Annotated in this window: 19 protein-coding genes; 12 read left to right on the plus strand and 7 right to left on the minus strand. The window is 32.9% G+C overall.

The window, feature by feature from the left end:
- Positions 1 to 182: 182 nt before the first annotated feature.
- Complete coding sequence (locus IW18_RS15485; protein ID WP_041518804.1) at positions 183 to 416, minus strand: hypothetical protein; 234 nt, start codon at positions 414 to 416, stop codon at positions 183 to 185.
- A 699-nt stretch (positions 417 to 1,115) separates the two neighbouring features.
- Between IW18_RS15485 and IW18_RS15490 the strand changes: the two genes are divergently transcribed.
- The 4 genes from IW18_RS15490 to IW18_RS15505 all read left to right on the plus strand — a co-directional run bounded on the left by IW18_RS15490 (position 1,116) and on the right by IW18_RS15505 (position 3,498).
- Entirely contained in the window at positions 1,116 to 1,355 is a 240-nt protein-coding gene (locus tag IW18_RS15490) for a DUF7218 family protein (protein WP_041518805.1), read from the plus strand.
- Positions 1,356 to 1,406: 51 nt separating this feature from the next.
- Entirely contained in the window at positions 1,407 to 2,489 is a 1,083-nt protein-coding gene (locus IW18_RS15495) for a DNA topoisomerase IB (RefSeq protein WP_041518806.1), read from the plus strand.
- 108 nt (positions 2,490 to 2,597) lie between these two features.
- Positions 2,598 to 2,759, plus strand: coding sequence for a DUF1328 domain-containing protein (locus IW18_RS22955; RefSeq protein WP_041518807.1), 162 nt, complete (start codon positions 2,598 to 2,600; stop codon positions 2,757 to 2,759).
- A 91-nt stretch (positions 2,760 to 2,850) separates the two neighbouring features.
- Entirely contained in the window at positions 2,851 to 3,498 is a 648-nt protein-coding gene (locus IW18_RS15505) for a DUF5661 family protein (RefSeq protein WP_041518808.1), read from the plus strand.
- Between the two features lie 173 nt (positions 3,499 to 3,671).
- On the opposite strand, the gene IW18_RS23215 is transcribed toward IW18_RS15505, so the two are convergent.
- Both IW18_RS23215 and IW18_RS15515 read right to left on the minus strand, forming a co-directional pair.
- A complete protein-coding gene (locus IW18_RS23215) occupies positions 3,672 to 4,163 on the minus strand; it encodes a hypothetical protein (protein WP_052480179.1) in 492 nt (163 codons plus the stop codon).
- 176 nt (positions 4,164 to 4,339) lie between these two features.
- Positions 4,340 to 4,651 carry a hypothetical protein gene (locus IW18_RS15515; protein WP_041518809.1) on the minus strand — a complete coding sequence of 104 codons (312 nt, stop codon included), beginning with the start codon at positions 4,649 to 4,651 and terminating at the stop codon, positions 4,340 to 4,342.
- Positions 4,652 to 4,838: 187 nt separating this feature from the next.
- Between IW18_RS15515 and IW18_RS15520 the strand changes: the two genes are divergently transcribed.
- Together IW18_RS15520 and IW18_RS15525 are read left to right on the plus strand one after the other, a co-directional pair.
- Positions 4,839 to 5,411: a YciE/YciF ferroxidase family protein gene (locus tag IW18_RS15520; protein ID WP_041518810.1), complete on the plus strand. Its 573-nt coding sequence runs from the start codon at positions 4,839 to 4,841 to the stop codon at positions 5,409 to 5,411.
- Between the two features lie 155 nt (positions 5,412 to 5,566).
- The gene (locus IW18_RS15525; protein ID WP_041519003.1) at positions 5,567 to 6,280 is read left to right on the plus strand and encodes a DUF72 domain-containing protein; all 714 of its coding nucleotides are present in this window, start codon (positions 5,567 to 5,569) and stop codon (positions 6,278 to 6,280) included.
- A gap of 103 nt (positions 6,281 to 6,383) precedes the next feature.
- Here IW18_RS15525 and IW18_RS15530 read toward each other — a convergent pair whose 3' ends face one another.
- On the minus strand, positions 6,384 to 6,884 hold the full coding sequence (locus IW18_RS15530) for a pyridoxamine 5'-phosphate oxidase family protein (protein WP_041518811.1): 501 nt from the start codon (positions 6,882 to 6,884) through the stop codon (positions 6,384 to 6,386).
- A gap of 256 nt (positions 6,885 to 7,140) precedes the next feature.
- Here IW18_RS15530 and IW18_RS15535 point away from each other — a divergent pair, with 256 nt between their 5' ends.
- Positions 7,141 to 7,572, plus strand: a complete 432-nt coding sequence (locus IW18_RS15535; RefSeq protein WP_041518812.1) for a response regulator — start codon at positions 7,141 to 7,143, stop codon at positions 7,570 to 7,572.
- A 7-nt stretch (positions 7,573 to 7,579) separates the two neighbouring features.
- Here the strand turns inward: IW18_RS15535 and IW18_RS15540 are convergent, their stop codons facing one another.
- A complete protein-coding gene (locus IW18_RS15540) occupies positions 7,580 to 10,786 on the minus strand; it encodes a PAS domain S-box protein (RefSeq protein WP_041518813.1) in 3,207 nt (1,068 codons plus the stop codon).
- Between the two features lie 226 nt (positions 10,787 to 11,012).
- On the opposite strand from IW18_RS15540, the gene IW18_RS15545 reads away from it, so the two are divergent.
- The gene (locus tag IW18_RS15545; RefSeq protein ID WP_041518814.1) at positions 11,013 to 11,351 is read left to right on the plus strand and encodes a hypothetical protein; all 339 of its coding nucleotides are present in this window, start codon (positions 11,013 to 11,015) and stop codon (positions 11,349 to 11,351) included.
- A gap of 328 nt (positions 11,352 to 11,679) precedes the next feature.
- Positions 11,680 to 12,510 (plus strand): hypothetical protein, encoded by an 831-nt coding sequence (locus IW18_RS15550; protein WP_041518815.1) that lies wholly within the window; start codon positions 11,680 to 11,682, stop codon positions 12,508 to 12,510.
- 133 nt (positions 12,511 to 12,643) lie between these two features.
- Here IW18_RS15550 and IW18_RS15555 read toward each other — a convergent pair whose 3' ends face one another.
- Both IW18_RS15555 and IW18_RS15560 read right to left on the minus strand, forming a co-directional pair.
- Positions 12,644 to 12,904: a SemiSWEET family sugar transporter gene (locus IW18_RS15555; protein WP_041518816.1), complete on the minus strand. Its 261-nt coding sequence runs from the start codon at positions 12,902 to 12,904 to the stop codon at positions 12,644 to 12,646.
- Positions 12,905 to 12,925: 21 nt separating this feature from the next.
- A complete protein-coding gene (locus tag IW18_RS15560; protein WP_041518817.1) occupies positions 12,926 to 13,774 on the minus strand; it encodes an SDR family oxidoreductase in 849 nt (282 codons plus the stop codon).
- 298 nt (positions 13,775 to 14,072) lie between these two features.
- Between IW18_RS15560 and IW18_RS15565 the strand changes: the two genes are divergently transcribed.
- The 3 genes from IW18_RS15565 (at position 14,073) to IW18_RS15575 (ending at position 19,329) form a co-directional block, all read left to right on the plus strand.
- Positions 14,073 to 15,287: a hybrid sensor histidine kinase/response regulator gene (locus IW18_RS15565; RefSeq protein ID WP_041518818.1), complete on the plus strand. Its 1,215-nt coding sequence runs from the start codon at positions 14,073 to 14,075 to the stop codon at positions 15,285 to 15,287.
- A 15-nt stretch (positions 15,288 to 15,302) separates the two neighbouring features.
- Positions 15,303 to 18,866, plus strand: a complete 3,564-nt coding sequence (locus tag IW18_RS15570) for a response regulator (RefSeq protein ID WP_041518819.1) — start codon at positions 15,303 to 15,305, stop codon at positions 18,864 to 18,866.
- 97 nt (positions 18,867 to 18,963) lie between these two features.
- Positions 18,964 to 19,329, plus strand: a complete 366-nt coding sequence (locus tag IW18_RS15575) for a response regulator (RefSeq protein WP_041518820.1) — start codon at positions 18,964 to 18,966, stop codon at positions 19,327 to 19,329.

Here is a 19,329-nt window from a genome sequence, read left to right on the forward strand (position 1 = left end):
TTGTCATTTCGACGAAGGAGAAATCTCACGCGCTGATCGATAAAGATTGGTGAGTTTCTCGTGTGATTTCTCCTTCGTCGAAATGACAAAATTATGAAGTGTGCAGCTGTACACAATGATAGCGCGGAAACAAAAAGCCTCGATTTTAATCGGGGCTTTTTGTTATAAAAAACTATTGAGTTTTACTCTACATCTAAATAAGGATTTAAAACTTCGGCTAGCTCGTTGAGCCAGTAAAAGCTGTTTTCTAATTTGATGATTTCTTGTTGAGGTGTTTCGTCTTGTCGGATGACGCCTAAAGCCAATACATAATTTGCTTGCCTTAATGCTTTTGCCATTTCGCCAGGCGTAATGGTTGTGTTGAAGAAATTGATTAGCCTTGTTTCGGCTTCTTTGGAAAGGGTGTTTGTACTCATAACTTGACATTTTAGCGAGTTTAAAACCTAAGTTGATAACGTTACTATTGTTTCCGATAGTGTCGTCATACCACAAAGGTAAATTTTGTTTAAATTTTAATGTCGTAGTTTAAGAGCCGCAAATGTAGTAAAATTCGTTATTTATATGAGGTGATTTTCTTATAAATTTAAATCTCTAGTCATAATTATGAGAAGTCTCTTGACTTCGTGCCTTTTCCAATAATCCGCAAAGAAAATTAAAATAAAAAAGGAAAGGGATATAAAAGTGAGCTAATACAATAAAAAACCTTATGCATTAGTAGTCTTACGCTTCTTCACGGCGTCAAAGCCCTTTCGGAACTTTACTACATAGCATAAGGCAAATCTTATTTCGTTCTTAACGATCGTCGTTTAAGAACCGCAAATATAGTAAAATCCGTTACTGGATTATAATAACTTTCTTACAAAACTGGATATCTAGCCCTGATGGGAGGGAAAATCCTTTTGTGCCGGTCCCGAGGCTTCGGGAGGCACAAAAGATTTGGAAGGACAGCAGGAAATAGCTCCTAATTATTCTTTGGATTATTTTTATGGATATAACTTTCTAACATATTGTTAATTATGAAAATAAATTCAAGAATTGTATAACACTTTTGGCTTGTTTTTGAGGGAACTTTGGGTTATAGATTTTTAAATACGTAACCTTAAAATTTTCAAGTTATGCCAGATGCAAGAATTAAAAACGAAAAACAGTATCAAGCACTTTTAGAAATTGGCTATAGTAAAGAAAAAGCGGCTCGAATTGCCAACACACCAGATGCTGGCGAAAAAGGCGGGAGAGCAAAGCCTTATGACGAATGGACGAAAGCAGAATTGTATCAGCAGGCTAAAAGAGTTGGTATTCCTGGAAGATCATACATGAGCAAAAAGAATTTAATTCATTCGCTTAGAACAAATTAAAGAAAAGTATAAGTCAATTAAGAAAACCGAAACCAAAATAACGCTAAGAAAATGAATACTGCAAGAACTCAAAAACTAATGAATGAGCTAATTAAGACGCCACATTTGGTGCTTGATAAGTTGGATTTGGTTTATGTGAAAAATCAGGATTTGCCAATAGAGCGCTTTAAAAACGAGGAAGGTTTTGTTTATAAAAAAAACGGACGCTTTATTAAGCAAAAAAGCGAGTTGAAACGCTTTAGTAGTTTGGTGCTTCCGCCGGCTTGGGTAAATGTTCAAATTTCTGATTTATCAAATGGTCATTTGCAAGCGGTTGGGTTAGACGATAAAAACCGAAAACAATATAGATATCATCCGAAATGGAATTTGATTCGGAATCAAACCAAGTTTTTTAAAATTGCTGAGTTTGGTAAAAAATTGCCTTCGATTAGAAAACAAGTCGATTTAGATTTGGAACAAAAAGAGTGGTCTAAAGAAAAAGTAGTTGCACTGGTCATTCGGTTAATGGAAGAAACGCATATTAGAATTGGAAACGAAAAGTATGCAAGAGATAATAAATCGTACGGACTTTCGACTTTAAGAAAACGCCATATTAATATCAATAAAAACTCTCTTCGGTTTGAATTTACTGGAAAAAAAGGAGTGAAGCACACGATTACGACCAGAAACAAGCAATTGGTAAAATTGGTGAGTCGATGCGAGGAAATTCCGGGGTGGGAAGTTTTTAAATATTATGATAAAAACGGCGAAAGAAAAGTGCTCGACAGCCATATGGTTAACGAATACTTACACGAAATTTCGGGCGAATATTTTAGTGCAAAAGATTTTAGAACCTGGGCGGCATCGATTGTGTTTTTTGAAACTTTGATGGAAATAGGAACTACAACCGACGAAAAGGAAATTAAAAAGAACATTCTATCTGCTTTTGACACAACGGCCGAAGCACTTGGAAATACAAGAAATGTTTGTCGAAATTACTACGTTCATCCATTATTGGTGTCGACTTATGAAGACAGTTCGATTGAACAATATTTTGACAGGGCAAAAAAATGCCCAAGCAACAAAGAATATTTTTCGCATACCGAAATTGCATTTTCAGAACTGGTACAAAACTATCAAATCGATTTGTCGTAAAACAAATTTGATTGTGCTAATAAATTAATATTTAGAGTTAATACATCTCTTTTAAAAGTATGAAATTTGAGTAACAAACAAATCATTATCAACTAAAAATTCAAGCTTATGTTACGTTATACAGTTATTTTTATCATTCTTGCTATAGTAGCCGGAATATTTGGTTTTGGAGGAATTGCTGCAGGAGCGGCAAGTATTGCTAAAGTTTTATTCTTCATCTTTTTGGTCTTATTCGTTATATCACTAATTAGTGGAAGAAAAAGAATTTAAACTAAACGTAGTTTAAAAAACAAATAAAAAACGACACATATATCTCGGTAAATGTGTCGTTTGCATTTTGAAAAATATAAAATATAGAATTATGGGAACGAAAAGTGGTGCTTATCAAGATGTTTACATTAAGAGAGACAACGAAATGGTGAGTTTAAAGAATGATGTGACAGATTTTTGCGAAAAATATTTAAAACCTGTGCATCCTAAAAATTGGGATTGGTCGACACGCGATTTTGAAAATCCTAAAAACGATCCAACAATTGCCGAGGCAAGAGCTATTGGAAATGTTGTTTTTAAGGATTTAAACGATAAAAAAGAGACAGATGTAGATCTTTCGACAATGAATAATGTTGAAGCGATTAAAGCATATTTAGATCCGAAGAGTAAAAATAACGATTTTAATATGGAGGAATTTGCTTTTGCTTTGAAAGTAGAACTCGAACATGGAAAAATTAAAGATGTCAATGTAACCAACAATCATCCGTTTTTAACCGCGATGATTGCTCTTGCGCACATGACCGAAAGTCTTACTTATTACAAAAGACTTAAGGTTATGGAAGCCGAAGGCGAGATTTATGAGATTCTGCGAAAAATAGAAAACTCAAAAATTGGAAAGGAAAAATGGTACAAAGAATTGGGTAAAGCCGAATTGGAATTGATTGAAGCCAAAGCCGGATTGGCAGAAAGACTGCAAAAAATGGATGATATTCCGGTTTTAGAAAAAATAGGGGATTAGTTTTTTAGAGAGATTCAAAGGTTCAAAGGTTCAAAGGGACAGAGGTTCTGAGTTATGCAGGTTTAGAAGTACAAAGGGACAAAGGTTCAGAGGTTTTAGTTTGGTGTATTTAGTTTAACACCAATTTTCCCTTTGAACCTTTGTCCCTTTGTTTCTTTGAACCTAAAAAAAGACTAAACTTTTTTAGAATCCTCTTCCTGAATGTCATCTTCGATGTATTCTTCTTCCTCTTCGTCGTCCTGGTCGAGATCTTCTAGGTCTTCTTCGGTTTCATTAAAATCGTCAGAAGGATTGTCTAATTCGTCGTTTACTTCGTTTAAATTTCCGTCGATGTCTAGTTCATCCTCTTCGTCTTCGCCTTCCTCGAGTTCGACTTCGTAGATATCGTCATTGTTATCTTCAAGGTCACGATCTTTATGAAAATCGTCGTCTAAAGTGTCTAAATCATCTTCCTGAAAATCTTTCTCGTCAGGATTTGGTTTATTCGGGTTATGTCCGTCTCTTATTGTGTAACCGCGATTGGCAATTTCTCTGTTGTTATCTTCGGCACGTTTTATTTTGTCGAGATTAAAAAGATCTTCGTTTGTTGGAGTAGTTCTTTGGTTTGAACTCTCAATTTTAAGATCTCTTTTTAATGCGCTATTTTTTTTATCTGTAGTGTTCATGATGCTTGATTTTAAATTTATATTAAACAAATCTAAGTCTGAAACTAAGTTATTGTATTACAGAATTGTATTGCATAATTGTATAGTTAACAGATGGTTGTATTTTATAGCATAAAAAAACCGCTATTCGTAAGAATAACGGCATCTTTAGTTTTTTGCGTTTTTGAATTTGATATTTAGTTATCGTTTCGTTCTAAATCGTCATCATCAAAATGATCTTCATCTTCAATGTGTTCTTCTTCGTCAAAATCATCAGTTCGATCAAGTTCATCTTCTTCGTGCTCTGTATTGGTAATATGATCGTCTTCATTTACAACTTGTTCTTCGTTTGGAATATTTTCATTTCTAAAAATATTATCGCTTTTAAGAAGGTTGTCAATCGCATTGTCAATTATTATTTGAGTATCCAGATCTAAGTGTCCGCTTTTGTATTTCTGCTGAAAATAAATTTCGGCTTCCTGATAGGTATAATCTGTATATGTTTCCATTATTTGAGTATTTAAGATTGTTATGTTACAAAGTTATCGCTCAAGCTAAAAAAAGGCTTACAGAATTCTAAAATGGAGTTCTATAATACACAGGTGTTTAGAATACAATTTAAGTAAAAAATGATATAACTTATCTGATAATCAAGCTGGTAATTTTATCAAATATTAATTAATAAAAATTATTACCATGAAAACTACTAATAATGCAAAAGAAAGCACTTCTAAAGAAGAAGTAAAAAAAGGAGTAACAAAACCAAAATCAGATGCAGCCTCTGGATTGACAGATTTATTTGAAGATGGATTAAAGGACATTTACTGGGCCGAAAAGGCTTTGACTAAGGCAATACCTCAAATGACCAAAAATGCAACGTCAGCAGACTTAATAGAGGCTTTAAACAGCCATTTGACCCAAACCGAAGAACATGTGATTCGTTTAGAGAAGGTTTTTGAGTTAATTGGTAAAAAAGCTTCGGCAAAAAAATGTGATGCAATGGCGGGTTTAATTGAAGAAGGAAAAGGAATTATTGAAGAAACCGAAGTAGGAGGTGTGCGTGATGCAGGTATTATTGCGGCTGCGCAAAAAATAGAACACTACGAAATTGCTACTTACGGCACTTTAAGACAGTTTGCAGAAACACTTGGTTTGGCCGAAGCAGCAACAATTTTAGAGCAAACGCTTGAAGAGGAAAAATCTGCAGATAAAAAGCTAACCATAATTGCTGTCGATGCAGTAAATCTTGAAGCGGCAGAAACAGAATAATGGAAAAAACAGATTTCTAAAAAGTGCAGCTCTTATGTTGCACTTTTTTGGTTTATAACATAAATTTTATAATGAGATAGGAGAGGTAATCTTTGCTAATTCTAAAAATGAAATTGTTGAAGTTTCTTTTTTACCAACGATCAAAAACTAGAGAAATGAAAAAAGAAGTTTTAGTTGGCTGCTCGAGCTTTAATAATAAGCTTTGGAAGGGAGTTTTTTATCCTGACAACTTGTCATCCTCAAGGTGGTTTGAGTTTTATTGCCAGCGCTTTAGCACATATGAGTTCAACGGAAGCTTTTATAGGTTTCCAACTGTAAAAGTGTTTGGTAATTGGTATAAAAAAACGCCTGAGAATTTTATTTTTTCCGTTAAAGCGCCAAAAGAAATTACTCATATTAAGAAATTTGTTGATTGCGAAGATCGAATTTTGGAGTTTTATAAGGTTTGCGAAATGGGTTTAAAAGAGAAATTAGGTTGTGTTTTATTTCAATTTCCACCCAGTTATCAGTTTAATTCAGAGAAACTCAGTCAAATTATCAATAATTTAGAGCTAAAGTTTAAAAATGTAATCGAATTTCGACACGAAAGTTGGTGGAATCAAGAAGTTTGGGACGCTTTTCTAGATAATAATATTACGTTTTGCAGTGTAAGCCATCCTCAATTACCACAAACTATTTTTAAAGATTTTCCGCTTATTTACATCAGACTTCATGGTGTTTCTACGATGTTTTACTCAAGTTACTCACCTGAAGAATTACTTTATATAAAGAATGTAATTAATTTAAAATCAGGATTTATATATTTTAATAATACTGCAAGTGAAGCTGGGATTTTAAATGCGTTAGCTTTAAAAGGTATGTTGGAATGAGGTTGTTGTTTTTTGAATAAAATGCCAAAAAAAACGCAAAGTTCGCAAGGTTTGATTCTTTGCGAGCTTTGCGTAAATTTTAGCACTCTTGGCAGTTAAAAAACTACAATTTTAAATTGCCTTCAATTCCGTCATCCATTGTTTTTCCTGTTACAAAAGCAGTTGCCATTTTTGCAATTGCTACCATTTTTCCGTTTTTGTTGTTCCAGTAATAACCATCTTCCGGAACTACTTTAATAACACTTAAATTTGGGTCATCTTCTCCTTCTGGCATCCAGACTTTTACAATAGGATTCCATAATTCTTTAATTGTTTCTCTATCGTAAGAAATACTTGCGTTTCCGTGTATAGTAAGGAATTTATCGTGCGGTTCAGAGAAAAATAGTTCGACTTGCGGATTAAGGCTAATTTCTGCATTATGACTGCTGTTTCTATCTGATAAAAACCACAGTTGTCCCAGATCATCAATTTTTTGTACCGCCATAGGGCGCGATTGTAGTCTATGCTCATTATAAGTACAAAACATGCACGTTTTTATATTTTCTGCCAAGTCTTTTATTTTTTCGACGGCAAATTCGTTTGTAAGGTCTTTATGATCTCCCATGATTTTATCTTTTACTTTATTAATAGATTTGTTATAATTAAAGTGCTCATTTAGTGAGTGCTGTAATTTTTATTTTGTTGTTAATAACTTGATAATAGTAAAGTTGATGATTTTATAACCTTTGAGCTTATACAATTAATTTAAAAGATTATGAGATTTCAAGTATCGATTATTAGGATGATATTTAAAAAGCGATTGATTAGTCTATATATTTGGTTACCTTTGAGAAAGAAAATACCCAATTACCTAACTTTTTATGACTGATTTAACGATATTTTACACGGACGACGATGAAGATGATTTGAGTATTTTTACTGATGCGGTCGAGTCTTTGTCCAAAAAAATACAGCTTCAGACGTATTCTGGAGGCGAAAAGTTGCTAAAAGCAATTTATAATCCACCACCAACACCAAATGTCGTATTTTTAGATTTGAATATGCCTGGCAAGAACGGCTTTGATGTTCTTACGGAGCTTAGAAATTCTGAAGAAAAAAATGATATTCCGGTAATTATTTTCTCAACATCAAATGAGCCAAGTATAATTGAAAGATGCCGCAAACTTGGGGCTAATTATTTTATTACAAAACCTGTTTTGATGAAAGATATAATAAGATCGATCGATCATGCGCTCGAAATCGATTGGAATAAATTTAAACCAACCGATAAGGATTTTGTATATAAATCTTAAAAATGTATTATAAATCAGGAATATAAATGTCAAAAGTGGCGCCTTTATCTTTTTCGCCACTTGCCTTAATAATTCCTTTATGGTTTTCTACGATCTTTTTTACGATGGCTAGACCAATCCCGGTTCCTGAGAATTCACTTTCGGTATTTAAGCGTTTAAAAACCTCGAAAATGCGTTCTTTGTATTCGTCTTCGAAACCAATTCCGTTATCAGAAATTTTAAGGTGATAATACATTTTATCAGGAAAATCGACCTTATGTTTTATGGTACTTCCTTTAATTCTATTGGCTTTGATATCGATAATTGGCGCAACATCTTTTCGAGAAAACTTTAACGCGTTTCCAACCAGATTTTGCAATAATTGTCTAAACTGAAACGGAATAACTGTAGCTTGTCCAAGAGGATGAAACTTTATTTGAGCATTTTTCTCTTCGATACGTTCAGAGAAATCATTTTCGATCTCTTCGACAAAATCATCCAAATTTACTTTTACAAAAACTCTTTCGGCAGAATTGGTTCTCGAATAGGTCAAAAGATCTTGTATTAAGGTTTGCATTCGCTTTGCAGCAAATTCAATTCGGCCAAGATAAGTCTTTGCAATTCCTGATATATTTTGCTCATCTAAGTCGGCCAAACGACTGGCAAAAGTTTGAATTTTTCGAAGTGGTTCTTGTAAATCATGACTTGAAATATAGACAAAAGATTGCAGTTCAATATTCATATTAATCAAGTCCTTATTTTTGAGTTCTAACTCTGCAGTTCGTTCGTGAACTTCTTCTTCAAGCTGATTCGTAAAATCTTTTTGATCCTGTATATCAGTACTTGTACCAACCCACATTTGAATATTTCCTTTAGTGTCTTTTTGAGCAATGGCTCTGCTTAATTGCCATCTGTATTCGCCATCAAAACGTCGAAAACGATGTTCTAACAAAAAGTCATTTCCTGTTTTTATAGCTTCCATCCAAGCGTTTATATTTTCTTCGCGATCTTCTGGATGTACAATTTGCAACCAGCCATCTTTATCAATTTGAGTTTTATTAAAACCTGAAAAAGTGTAAACAGATTGATTAAAATAATTCAAATTTCCCATTGCATCGCTTGTCCATACAAACTGTGGCATTGAATCTGCAAGAAGCCTGAATTTTTCTTCTTTTTTTCTTAAAACTTCCTGATTGTTCTTTTCATCTGTAATGTCCAGAACAGTTCCCAACATTTTTGAAGGTTCTTTATTATCATCAAAAAAGATCTTTCCATGCGCTCTAATCCAGGAAATAGAATTGTCTGGTTTTATAATTCGGGATTCGTATTTGTAAATACTTGTTTTTAGAGCCTGCTGAAATGCTTTTTCAAGAACGATTTTATCATCAGGATGTATTTGACTAAGTAGTTGCAAACGTGTTAATTCGGTGTTTTTATCGAGTCCAAAAACAGTCAGTAAATTTTCCGAATAAATTAGTTTCTGCGAAGGTATATCTAAATCCCAAGTAGCAATTTCTGCAATTTCTGCCGCTAATCTTGCTCTTTGTTCTGCATCTTCCACTTTTTTTCGGGCTTCCACTTTGTCCGTAACATTATTTACGGTCACCATTACACCAGAAATATTGCCTTCTTTTTCAAACAATGGCGTGTATTGGTAATCGAGGTAAAATGCTTCGAGTTTTCCTCTAATATCGACATATGCTATCGATTCGTTTTCTTTTACAATTTTACCTTTTATAAGCACTTCATCCAGTAATTCAGGATATTTTTGGTCAATTAATTCCGGAAAAACGTCGAGCAAAGGTTTACCAATAGTTTCTTCTTCGGTTTTATGCCAAAGTGTGTTCATCATGGTATTGTTTGCTAATTCTATAATATGTTTTTCTCCTCTAAAAATTGCCATTGCAATAGGAGATTCCATTACTAATTTTCTAAAAGCCTTTTCACTTTCACTCAATAAATGCCTTGCTTTTACAGCTTCGGTAACTTCATAAGTAACAATTATAACTCCGGTAACAGCATTATTTTCTTCTCTTAAAGGATGAAAAACTAGATTAAAATAACAAACTTCCTGTTTTCCGTAACGGTTTAAGGTTACCTCTAATTCATCTGTATAATAAGGAACTCCATTTTCATAAACTTTAGAAAGTAAAGGATGAACAATATTTTTAGCCTCGGGAACTACGTCAAATACAGGCTTATTTAAAATATCATCTTCCGTTTTATCGACAATTTGAAGGTAAGCAGTATTGGCCATTTCGACAATCAAATCGGCACCTTTAAGAATTGCGATACCAAGCGGAAGCTGTTTTACAGTATTTCTAAAACGTTTTTCGCTTTCTTCAACAGCACTGCGGGAAATAACCTGAAGTGTTACGTCGTTTGCAATGGTAACAATTCCGGAAATTGTTCCGTCAGGCTCTTTTAGGGCTTCATAAATTACGTTAATAAAGGTATTTTCGATTTTTCCTTTTCGAATTAATTTCACAGGAAGTTCGTATGCCGTAAATTTTTCGCCTGTATTATAAACGGTTTCCAAAATAGCTTCTAAACCTTGACCTGTAGCTTCTGGCAATGCTTCAAAAACAGGTTTGTTGATAACGTCTTCTATTTTTCTTTCCCAAATTTCAAGCATCAGCTCATTTGCAATTTCAATAATATGATCTTTTCCTCGAAAAATGCACATCGCATTTGGGGTTTGCAAAATATTATTTAAGTAACGCTGATTGCTGTTTTCTAGCTTTTTAAGAATATTAACCTTGTCTGTAGTTTCATTACAGATAACAAGTACACCATTTATTTTTCCTTCATCATTATTTACAGGACTGTAGCTAAAAGTCCAGTAAACGTCTTCCATTTTTCCGTTTCTATAAATGGGCAATAATTGGTCTTCGTGCCAAGTAGCTTCACCTTTTATAAGAACCTGATCGATTAAGGGTTTAATAAAATCCCAGATTTCAGGCCAGAATTCAGCACCTTTTTGACCTAAGATTGCGGGATGTTTTCCGTCATTCCCAAGACTCGGGCGATAAGCATCATTGTAAAAGCAAATATGATCCGGACCCCAAAAAAGGAACATTGGAAATTTAGAATTTAAAAGAATTCCCAAAGTTGTACGCAAACTCTGAGGCCATAATTCTACAGAACCCACTGAGGTTTTACTCCAGTCTTTAGCGCGTGTTAGTGCGCCCATTTCGCCTCCATTGGCTAGAAAATCGTGGTTTGTAGTATTCATTAAGGTCTATATTTGGTATTGGTTAAAGCAATTTGATTTAGTAAATAAATATAGTGATGACTAAATTGATTTATATAATTGTTAAAATTAGTAAAATTATTATTGATTTTATTTTGATTTTTTGAATGAGATAAGATTTAAAGCAATTGAGTTAATTAAATTTTATTCGAATGATGAAATTTGATAGAACACTAGATTTAAAATAATCTCAATTAAAATTCAGATCATGAAAAAGGAACAAAAACATGAAACCGACTATATAAAAAAATATCAGGACGAGGGTTTCACTTCAAATTTTTTATTTGAAGATGGAGTTTTATTAGATTCAGAAACAAAGTACGCCTACCAGCCCAACGAAATTTTTATTGTGGCTCATCATCGCTACGAAGGTATGAGCGATCCTGATGATATGTCTATTTTGTATGTAATTGAAACAAAAGACCAGAAAAAAGGAACTCATTTAATAGGCTACGGTCCAACGGCAGACCTTGAAGAAGCTGAGTTTTTTAAAGATATACCCAAAGAAAACTACTCTAAAAACGCGGATATTAATAAACTTACTTAGGTTTAAGTATTAGGTGCAAAGGTTCAAAGCTTCAAAGGCTCAGAGGTTCAAAGTGGCAGAGGTTTATTAGGAAAGGTTATTTCTAGTAGGCTTGAGCTCTTGTACTTATAAGTATGGCAAATTTTAAGTAGAATTGCCTTTGAACTTGTGTATTTTTTTATCTCCAAATAAGCCTTAAGTAAAATTATGAAATATCTGTACGGAATTGTATAAGGTATTGATTAGCAATATGTCTGAAATTTGAAATATCAAAATAAGATAAAACCAAAGTTGTGTTTTGTACGTAAATAACTACTAACCACTTTGCTCAACCCAAAACAAAACCAAAATGAAAAAACTATACTTAAACACTGGAGGATTTGACGCTATTTTTAATGATCTTAAAGACAGTTTTGATGGCGAATTATCAATTGATTCTAATAATGAATATAAATTAATTATTAAGTCAAAATGGGCAAGAGGAACGATAAGCGGTGTTTGTTTTGATGACAGAATGATACACATGAATTTTGATCTTACTCTAAATCATGATGTAATGTTAAGTATAGAATCTTTCCGTTCATTACCAGTATTTTTTCTTCATTGCGACAATGGGAATCTTATTCATAGTTTTGGTGCTAATGGGGACAAAAAAAGTATTAAAAAGGATCAAACTGGTATTTTGAGCAATACCTCTGTTATTAATAATGTTTTATATTTTGAAAGTCATAAGCGTATTCAGTTTTCTTTAATTGGAATGCCTACTAAAGCTTACGATGATCAAAGTTTGGAAGTAATTACTCAATTGAAGAGAAAATTTACCAGAGCATCAGGAAGATATATTTATGTGGGTGCCGAGAGTTTAAAAATATCAAAAAAATGGCAAGAACTAAAAACACTTCCACAGCAAGGAATTGTTAGAAACTTGCTTCAAAAAATAATTCTAAACGATATTATTGAGCTAGAGATAGTTCAACATAGTTATAGTTATCTTGAAACTTTTGATCCCATTATAAATTTGGCCAATAAGCAGATTATTGGAATCAAGAGAATTTCAAATATGAGCCTTTCAGAAGTAATTTACGCCGCAGGATTAGCTAGCCGTCACTATTTGCCCCGTATTTTTAAAGAGAAATATCATTTATCCTATAAGCCATTCAATCAAAAATTGGCTAGCTAATGCACTTTTTAGATTTCTATTTCAAAAAAAACAGCTCAAAAAGCTGTTTTTTTTTGTCACAATAATTTCATCGCACTAATAAAAAACTCAGTTCCTTAGCAACTTAGAACCTTACAATCTTTTTTACAAAGCATTATTCTTTTTCGTAATAGATGATAAAATAAACCATAATTAGATTTAAGCAAAGTGAAACTGAATTTGTGATAATTATAGGGAGATCATTTTTTAAAATGCCATAGATAATCCATACCAAAATACCGAAAGTAAGGATGCTAAAAGTTTTAAGCGAGATTTCTTTTACCTTTTTCGTTTTCCACACTTTTATAATTTGGGGAATTACAGAAATGGTTACACAAGTTCCTGCAAAAAGTCCTATGATATCAATGAAATTCATGGTTTTTGTGTTTATAAAATGTTATCCACTCACTAATTCTCCGCCATTTATGTGTATAAATTGTCCGGTAATGTAACTACTATCTTCGCAAGCCAGGAAAACATAAGCTGGAGCTACTTCTGATGGTTGTCCAGCTCTTCCCATCGGATTATTTTTTCCAAAATCGGCCAATGTATCAAAACTAGCGACAATCAAAGGCGTCCAAATAGGTCCGGGAGCAACACCATTAACTCTTATTTTTCTTTCGGCAAGTATTCTTGATAATGATTTTGTAAAACTTACAATTGCGCCTTTTGTGCTGGCATAATCTATTAAATGATCGCTGCCACGATAAGCTGTAACAGAACTTGTATTGATAATTGTGTCGTTTTCCTGAAGAAAAGGTAGAGCGGCTTTAGTAATGTAAAAATAAGGGTAAATATTGGTTTCAAACGTTTTGTGAAGCTGCGATGCAGTTATTTTTTCCAATTCTTTTTGCGGAAATTGAACCGCAGCATTGTTTACAACAATATTTATTTTCTTAAATAACGAATGACATTTTTTTACGGCACTTTTACAAAACTTTTCGTCCTTTAAATCTCCGCTAATCAGCAGGCATTGTTGACCTTCTTTTTCAACGAGTTCCTTGGTTTTTTGTGCATCTTTATCTTCTTTCAAATAAACAATAGCAACATTAGCGCCTTCACGGGCAAAATGTACAGCAACACTTCTGCCAATTCCGCTATCGCCACCAGTTATAAAAGCGACTTTTCCTAATAGTTTTCCACTTCCAGTGTAGTTTTCTCTAATGATTTGTGGTTCAGGACGCATTTGATGTTCGTTACCCGGAAGGCTTTGTTTTTGTTCAGGAAATGTTTTAATATTTTTCATAACGCCTTTGCTTTAAACTAATTAATCAATCTCTAAAGTAGTTGTTCCTTTAGATAAAAATTAACCGAAATAAATTTAAGATTGTCTCAATAAATTTTTGCAGGATTTTTAATACGAAACATGGGAATTATGTAACGAATTATAATTTGTAAAAAAAATAGTTCTCTTTTTTTTATATAAATTTGAGAGTTTATCTTTCATTAGTTAAAATAGAGAATAAGCTATTTAAATGGCAGTTTTTAAAGGTAATTTTAAACAAAAACATGAGAATTCATAAAACTTTACTTCCCACAACAGCATGGTATTAATCGTAGACGATATAAAGGCAAATATAATTGCCCTAAAGAAAACATTGGAATTGCACAATATCGATGTTGATACGGCTGAGTCTGGAGAGGAAGCCCTGAAGAAAATTCTGAAAATAAATTATTGCTTAATTATCATGGATGTTCAAATGCCGGGACTTGACGGTTTTGAAGTTGTGAAAATCCTCTCTGGCAATCAAAGAACCAAAGATATTCCTGTTATATTTTTATCAGCATTAAATATCGAAAAAAAATACATTTTTAAAGGATACGAAACCGGTGCTGTCGAATATATTACAAAACCTGTCGATACTGATTTGCTTATTTTAAAAGTAAAAACATTCCTAAAAATTTACGAACAGCAAAATGAATTAAAAGGTATTAAAGATCTTCTTTCTAAAGAAATTAAAATTCGAAAAGAAGCACAAGATAATCTCGAGATCAAAATCGCAGAAAGAACCAAAGAGTTGGTTTTGAAAAACGAAGAACTAGAGATGAAAAACCATGAACTACAGCAATTTTCCTGGGTAGTTTCGCACGATTTAAATGAACCCATTCGCAAAATTCAAATCTTTATTAAAATAATAAAAGAACTTTATTTGGCCGATGATGCAAAAGCCGTCGATTATGTAGATCGTACCATTAAATCTGCTGAAAGAATGCAGACTTTAATTACAGATCTTTTGGCTTATTCGCGATTATCATCGCAGGTTAAACCAGAAATGACGGATTTAAATGTGGTGTTGCAAGAAGTACTTTCAGATTTTGATTATCTAATCGAACGAAAAAATGCGACAGTAAAAACAAGTGAACTCCCAACAATCGATAGTATACCAAGTCAATTGAGACAGGTTTTTCAAAATTTAATTGGAAACGCATTAAAATTCTCCGGAAACTCGGAAAATCCATTAATCGAAATTACCTCGGAGTTAATCTCAAATAAAGCGTTTAACAGTCCAGTTTCTCCAGATGGAAAGTTTTGTAGAATTATAGTAAAAGACAACGGAATTGGTTTTGATGAAATTTATCTCGATCGAATATTTATTATTTTTCAAAGTTTAAACGATCGCCAATCTTACGAAGGAACCGGAATTGGTTTGGCAATTGCAAAAAAAATCATCGAAAAACATAACGGATTAATCACAGCAAAAAGTCAGATAGGAAAAGGTGCAAGTTTCATTATTGTGCTACCTCTCAAATACGAATAAATATAATTTATAAGGATGAAGAACAACTTTAAAAGGAATTTATTAATTAGTTCATTAGTTTCGTTACTGGTACTAATGATTAGCTCTACAGCCTCATTTTTAAGTATAAGAAGTTTATTAGACAGTAACTCTTGGATAAAACACACGCAAGAGGTTATTTATAATTTAAATGAAGGGTCTGCCTTAGTTACTGAAGCACAAACCAGCATGCGAGGTTACTTAATTACTGGCGACGAGCAATTTGTAGATCGTTACCATCAATCAGAAGAAAAATCAAACAATTATTTTGAGAAGGTAAAAGAACTTACAGTCGACAATCCTGCGCAACAAAAAAGATTAAATGAATTGGATGTTCTGAGAGACAACTTTTTTAAATATTTAAACAATCAAGTTGTTAAAAAGAGCTTAGGAAAAAATTCAGTCACATTTGATCTCAACGAGGGCAGAAAAATGATGAATGAATTGCGTGAGCGCATTAAAACTATTGAGTCTACAGAGCAAAATCTTTTAAAAATACGAAACGAAAACTCAGATCGTTACGGTTCTTATAGTATCATTTTAATTATTGTTGCCTTTATAATTGCTTTTGTAATTTCGATAGTATTCTTGGTTAGAATTTTAAAAGACTACAATGAGCGTGCTCTTCTGCAACTTGAATTAGAAAAAAAGGACAAAGAAACTGCTGAAAGAATTGAAGCAATTAGTACAATTGCGGGAAATATTTCTAACGGAAACTACGACATTCGCGTAGACGACACAAAAAGAGATGCTCTTGGAAGTGTTGGAGAATCACTAAATAATATGGGTGTTTCCTTAAAAACATCATTTAATTTATTGTCTCAAAAAGAATGGATGCAAAGTGGTCTGGCCAGTTTAAATAATGTAATGTTGGGCGATAAAACACTTCAGAAATTATCTAAAGATATTATCGAATTTTTATGCAATTATACTAATAGCAGTGCTGGTGTTTTGTATGTTTTAGAAGAAGATGAACTATACGTTGCCGGAGGTTATAGTTATATACCGAGCAAAAATCGCGAACGTATTAAAAAAGGCGAGGGCTTAATTGGTCAGGCAATTGTTTCTCGAAAAATACTTGAATTAAAGACTTTGTCCCCAGATGATATTCAGATTAATTATGCTTTAGGACAATTAAAACCAACACACATTGTAGCTGTTCCGTTATTTGATACAAGAATTGAGGGCGCGGTAGAATTGGCAAGTATTTATGGATTCTCAGAATTGCATTTAGAGTTCTTGAAAAATGTTTCGAATAACATTGGAATTGCAATTAAAGCAACTCAAAATAGAAAAAGAGTGCTGGAATTATTAGAAGAAACCAAATCTCAGTCTGAAGAACTTCAAGTCCAGCACAGTGAGCTAGAGGCTATTAATGCTGAGTTAGAGGCGCAAACAGAGAAACTTCAGGCATCTGAAGAAGAATTGCGTGTACAACAAGAAGAATTGGAACAAACCAATGAAGAATTGTCTGAAAGAAGTGTTTTATTGGAAGAAAGAAATAACGAAATCCAAAAGAAATCAGAAGCTTTAGAGCTAACAACGCGCTACAAATCAGAATTCCTGGCAAATATGTCGCACGAATTAAGAACGCCTTTAAACTCAATTTTACTTTTGAGCCGTTTGCTGTCTGAAAACAACAATAAAAGCATGGTTGCTGAAGAAATTGAGTTTGCAAAAGTAATTCAGAGTTCGGGTAATAGTTTATTGGGATTGATCGATGAGATTTTGGATTTATCTAAAATCGAAGCCGGAAAAATGGAGATGGAATTTTTAGATGTTTCGACCAAAGAAATTACAGATAATTTATGGAACCTATTTCATTTGTTGGCAAAAGAAAAAGGAATCACTTTTGAAATTATTTCTAAGGATGCGCCAGTTGTTATAAAAACAGACAAAATGCGTTTAGAACAAATTCTTAAAAATCTGATTTCGAATGCGATTAAGTTTACAGAAAAAGGTACAGTAACTTTAGAAATTAAAATAAATACAGACGATGATAAAATCATTTGTTTTATTGTAAAAGATACGGGAATTGGAATTCCTTTAGACAAACAACCACTTGTTTTTGAGGCTTTTCAACAAGCTGATGGCTCGACAAAACGTAAATATGGAGGAACAGGTTTAGGATTGTCTATTAGTAGAGAATTGGCAAAATTGCTACGAGGAGAAATTATCCTGCACAGTAAATTAAATGAAGGAAGTACCTTTACATTATGTTTACCTGTTTTTGGATCTGCACTTAACAAAATTAATTTAGAGAAAATTCCACCAACAGATTTTACAGAAGTAGAAGAAATAGCTCCTGTAAAAAACAAATACATAAGTGCTGTTATTCCTGATGAAATCGAAGACGATAGAGATGCAATCGAAGCAGGAGATAAGGTAATTTTGATTGTAGAAGACGATATCAATTTTGCAAAATCCCTCTTGGCTTTTAGTAGAAAAAAAGGCTATAAAGGAGTTGTTTCAGTACGAGGTGATTATGCGCTAAATTTTACATTACTCTACAAACCCGTTGGTGTTTTATTAGACATCGAACTACCAATAAAAAGCGGATGGGAAGTTCTCGAAGAATTAAAAAATCATGTAGAAACCAAACATATTCCTGTTCATATTATGTCGTCGCACAAACTAAAACAAGAAAGTTTGTTAAAAGGCGCTGTAGATTTCTTAGATAAGCCAGTAGCTTTTGATAAAATTCCGGATGTCTTTTTGCGCATTGAACATATTATTAATAAAGAAGCACAAAAAGTTCTAATTATCGAAGACAATCCAAAACATGCAAAAGCTTTGGCGTATTTCTTAGAAACTTATAATATTAATTCAGAGATTAAAAGTGAAGTTACTCAAGGTTTAGAAGCGCTAAATAAAACAGAAGTGGACTGTGTTATTCTAGATATGGGAATTCCGGACAAACATGCGTACCAAATTTTAGACGGAGTAAAGAAAAGTCCGGGATTAGAAAACTTGCCTGTTATTGTTTTTACCGGTAAAAGTTTATCAATGAAAGAAGAAGTAAAAATTAAAAAATATGCCGATTCAATTATTGTAAAAACAGCACATTCGTACCAAAGAATGCTCGACGAAGTATCGCTTTTTCTTCATTTGGTAGAAGATAAAAAAGAAGGAAAAGATAAAAAAGAAAGTTATAAAAAGTTAAATTTACTAAATAATATCTTGCACGAAAAAAAGGTATTAATTGTAGACGATGATGTTCGTAATATTTATTCCTTGTCAAAAGCTTTAGAAGTTTTTAAAATGAATGTAATTACAGCTTTTGATGGTAAAGAAGCGATCAAAATTTTAAATGAAAATCCTGATACAGACGTCGTATTGCTAGACATGATGATGCCAAATATGGACGGATATGAAACAGCCGAAAAAATAAGGCTTAATCCTAAATTTTTGAATTTACCGCTTATCGCTGTAACAGCAAAAGCTATGACAGGAGATAGAGAAAAATGTATAAAAGCAGGAGCTTCAGATTACATTACAAAACCAGTCGATGTTGATCAATTGCTGTCACTATTGAGAGTCTGGCTTTACGACAAAATCTAACACACAATTAGCAATAGTTTTTTGATAACGTAATTGTTTCCTTAAAATCTATTGCAAAACAAATTAACTATAAATATAACTTTAAAAAGTTGGCGAAATGACTAAAAAAAGACTCTTAATTATTGATGATGATTCTAGAAATATTTTTGCTTTAGAAAACACTTTGCGTGCCAAATCATTCGATTGCTTGTCTTGTTTAAGTGCCGAAGAAGCTTTAAAATTATTAGAATCTGAAGAAATCATTGATGCTGTTTTAATAGATATGATGATGCCAGAAATGGACGGCTATGATGCAATACCGCTAATAAAAAAGATTCCAACCAGAGAATCGACTTTTATTGTTGCCGTAACAGCTCAGGCAATGACGGGCGATAAAGAAAAATGTTTGGAGGCTGGGGCAGATGAATACATCTCAAAACCAGTAGATGTCGATAAATTACTGCTTATTTTGAGTAAAATTTGA

This window comes from Flavobacterium hibernum, from assembly GCF_000832125.1.
Classification (GTDB): domain Bacteria; phylum Bacteroidota; class Bacteroidia; order Flavobacteriales; family Flavobacteriaceae; genus Flavobacterium; species Flavobacterium hibernum.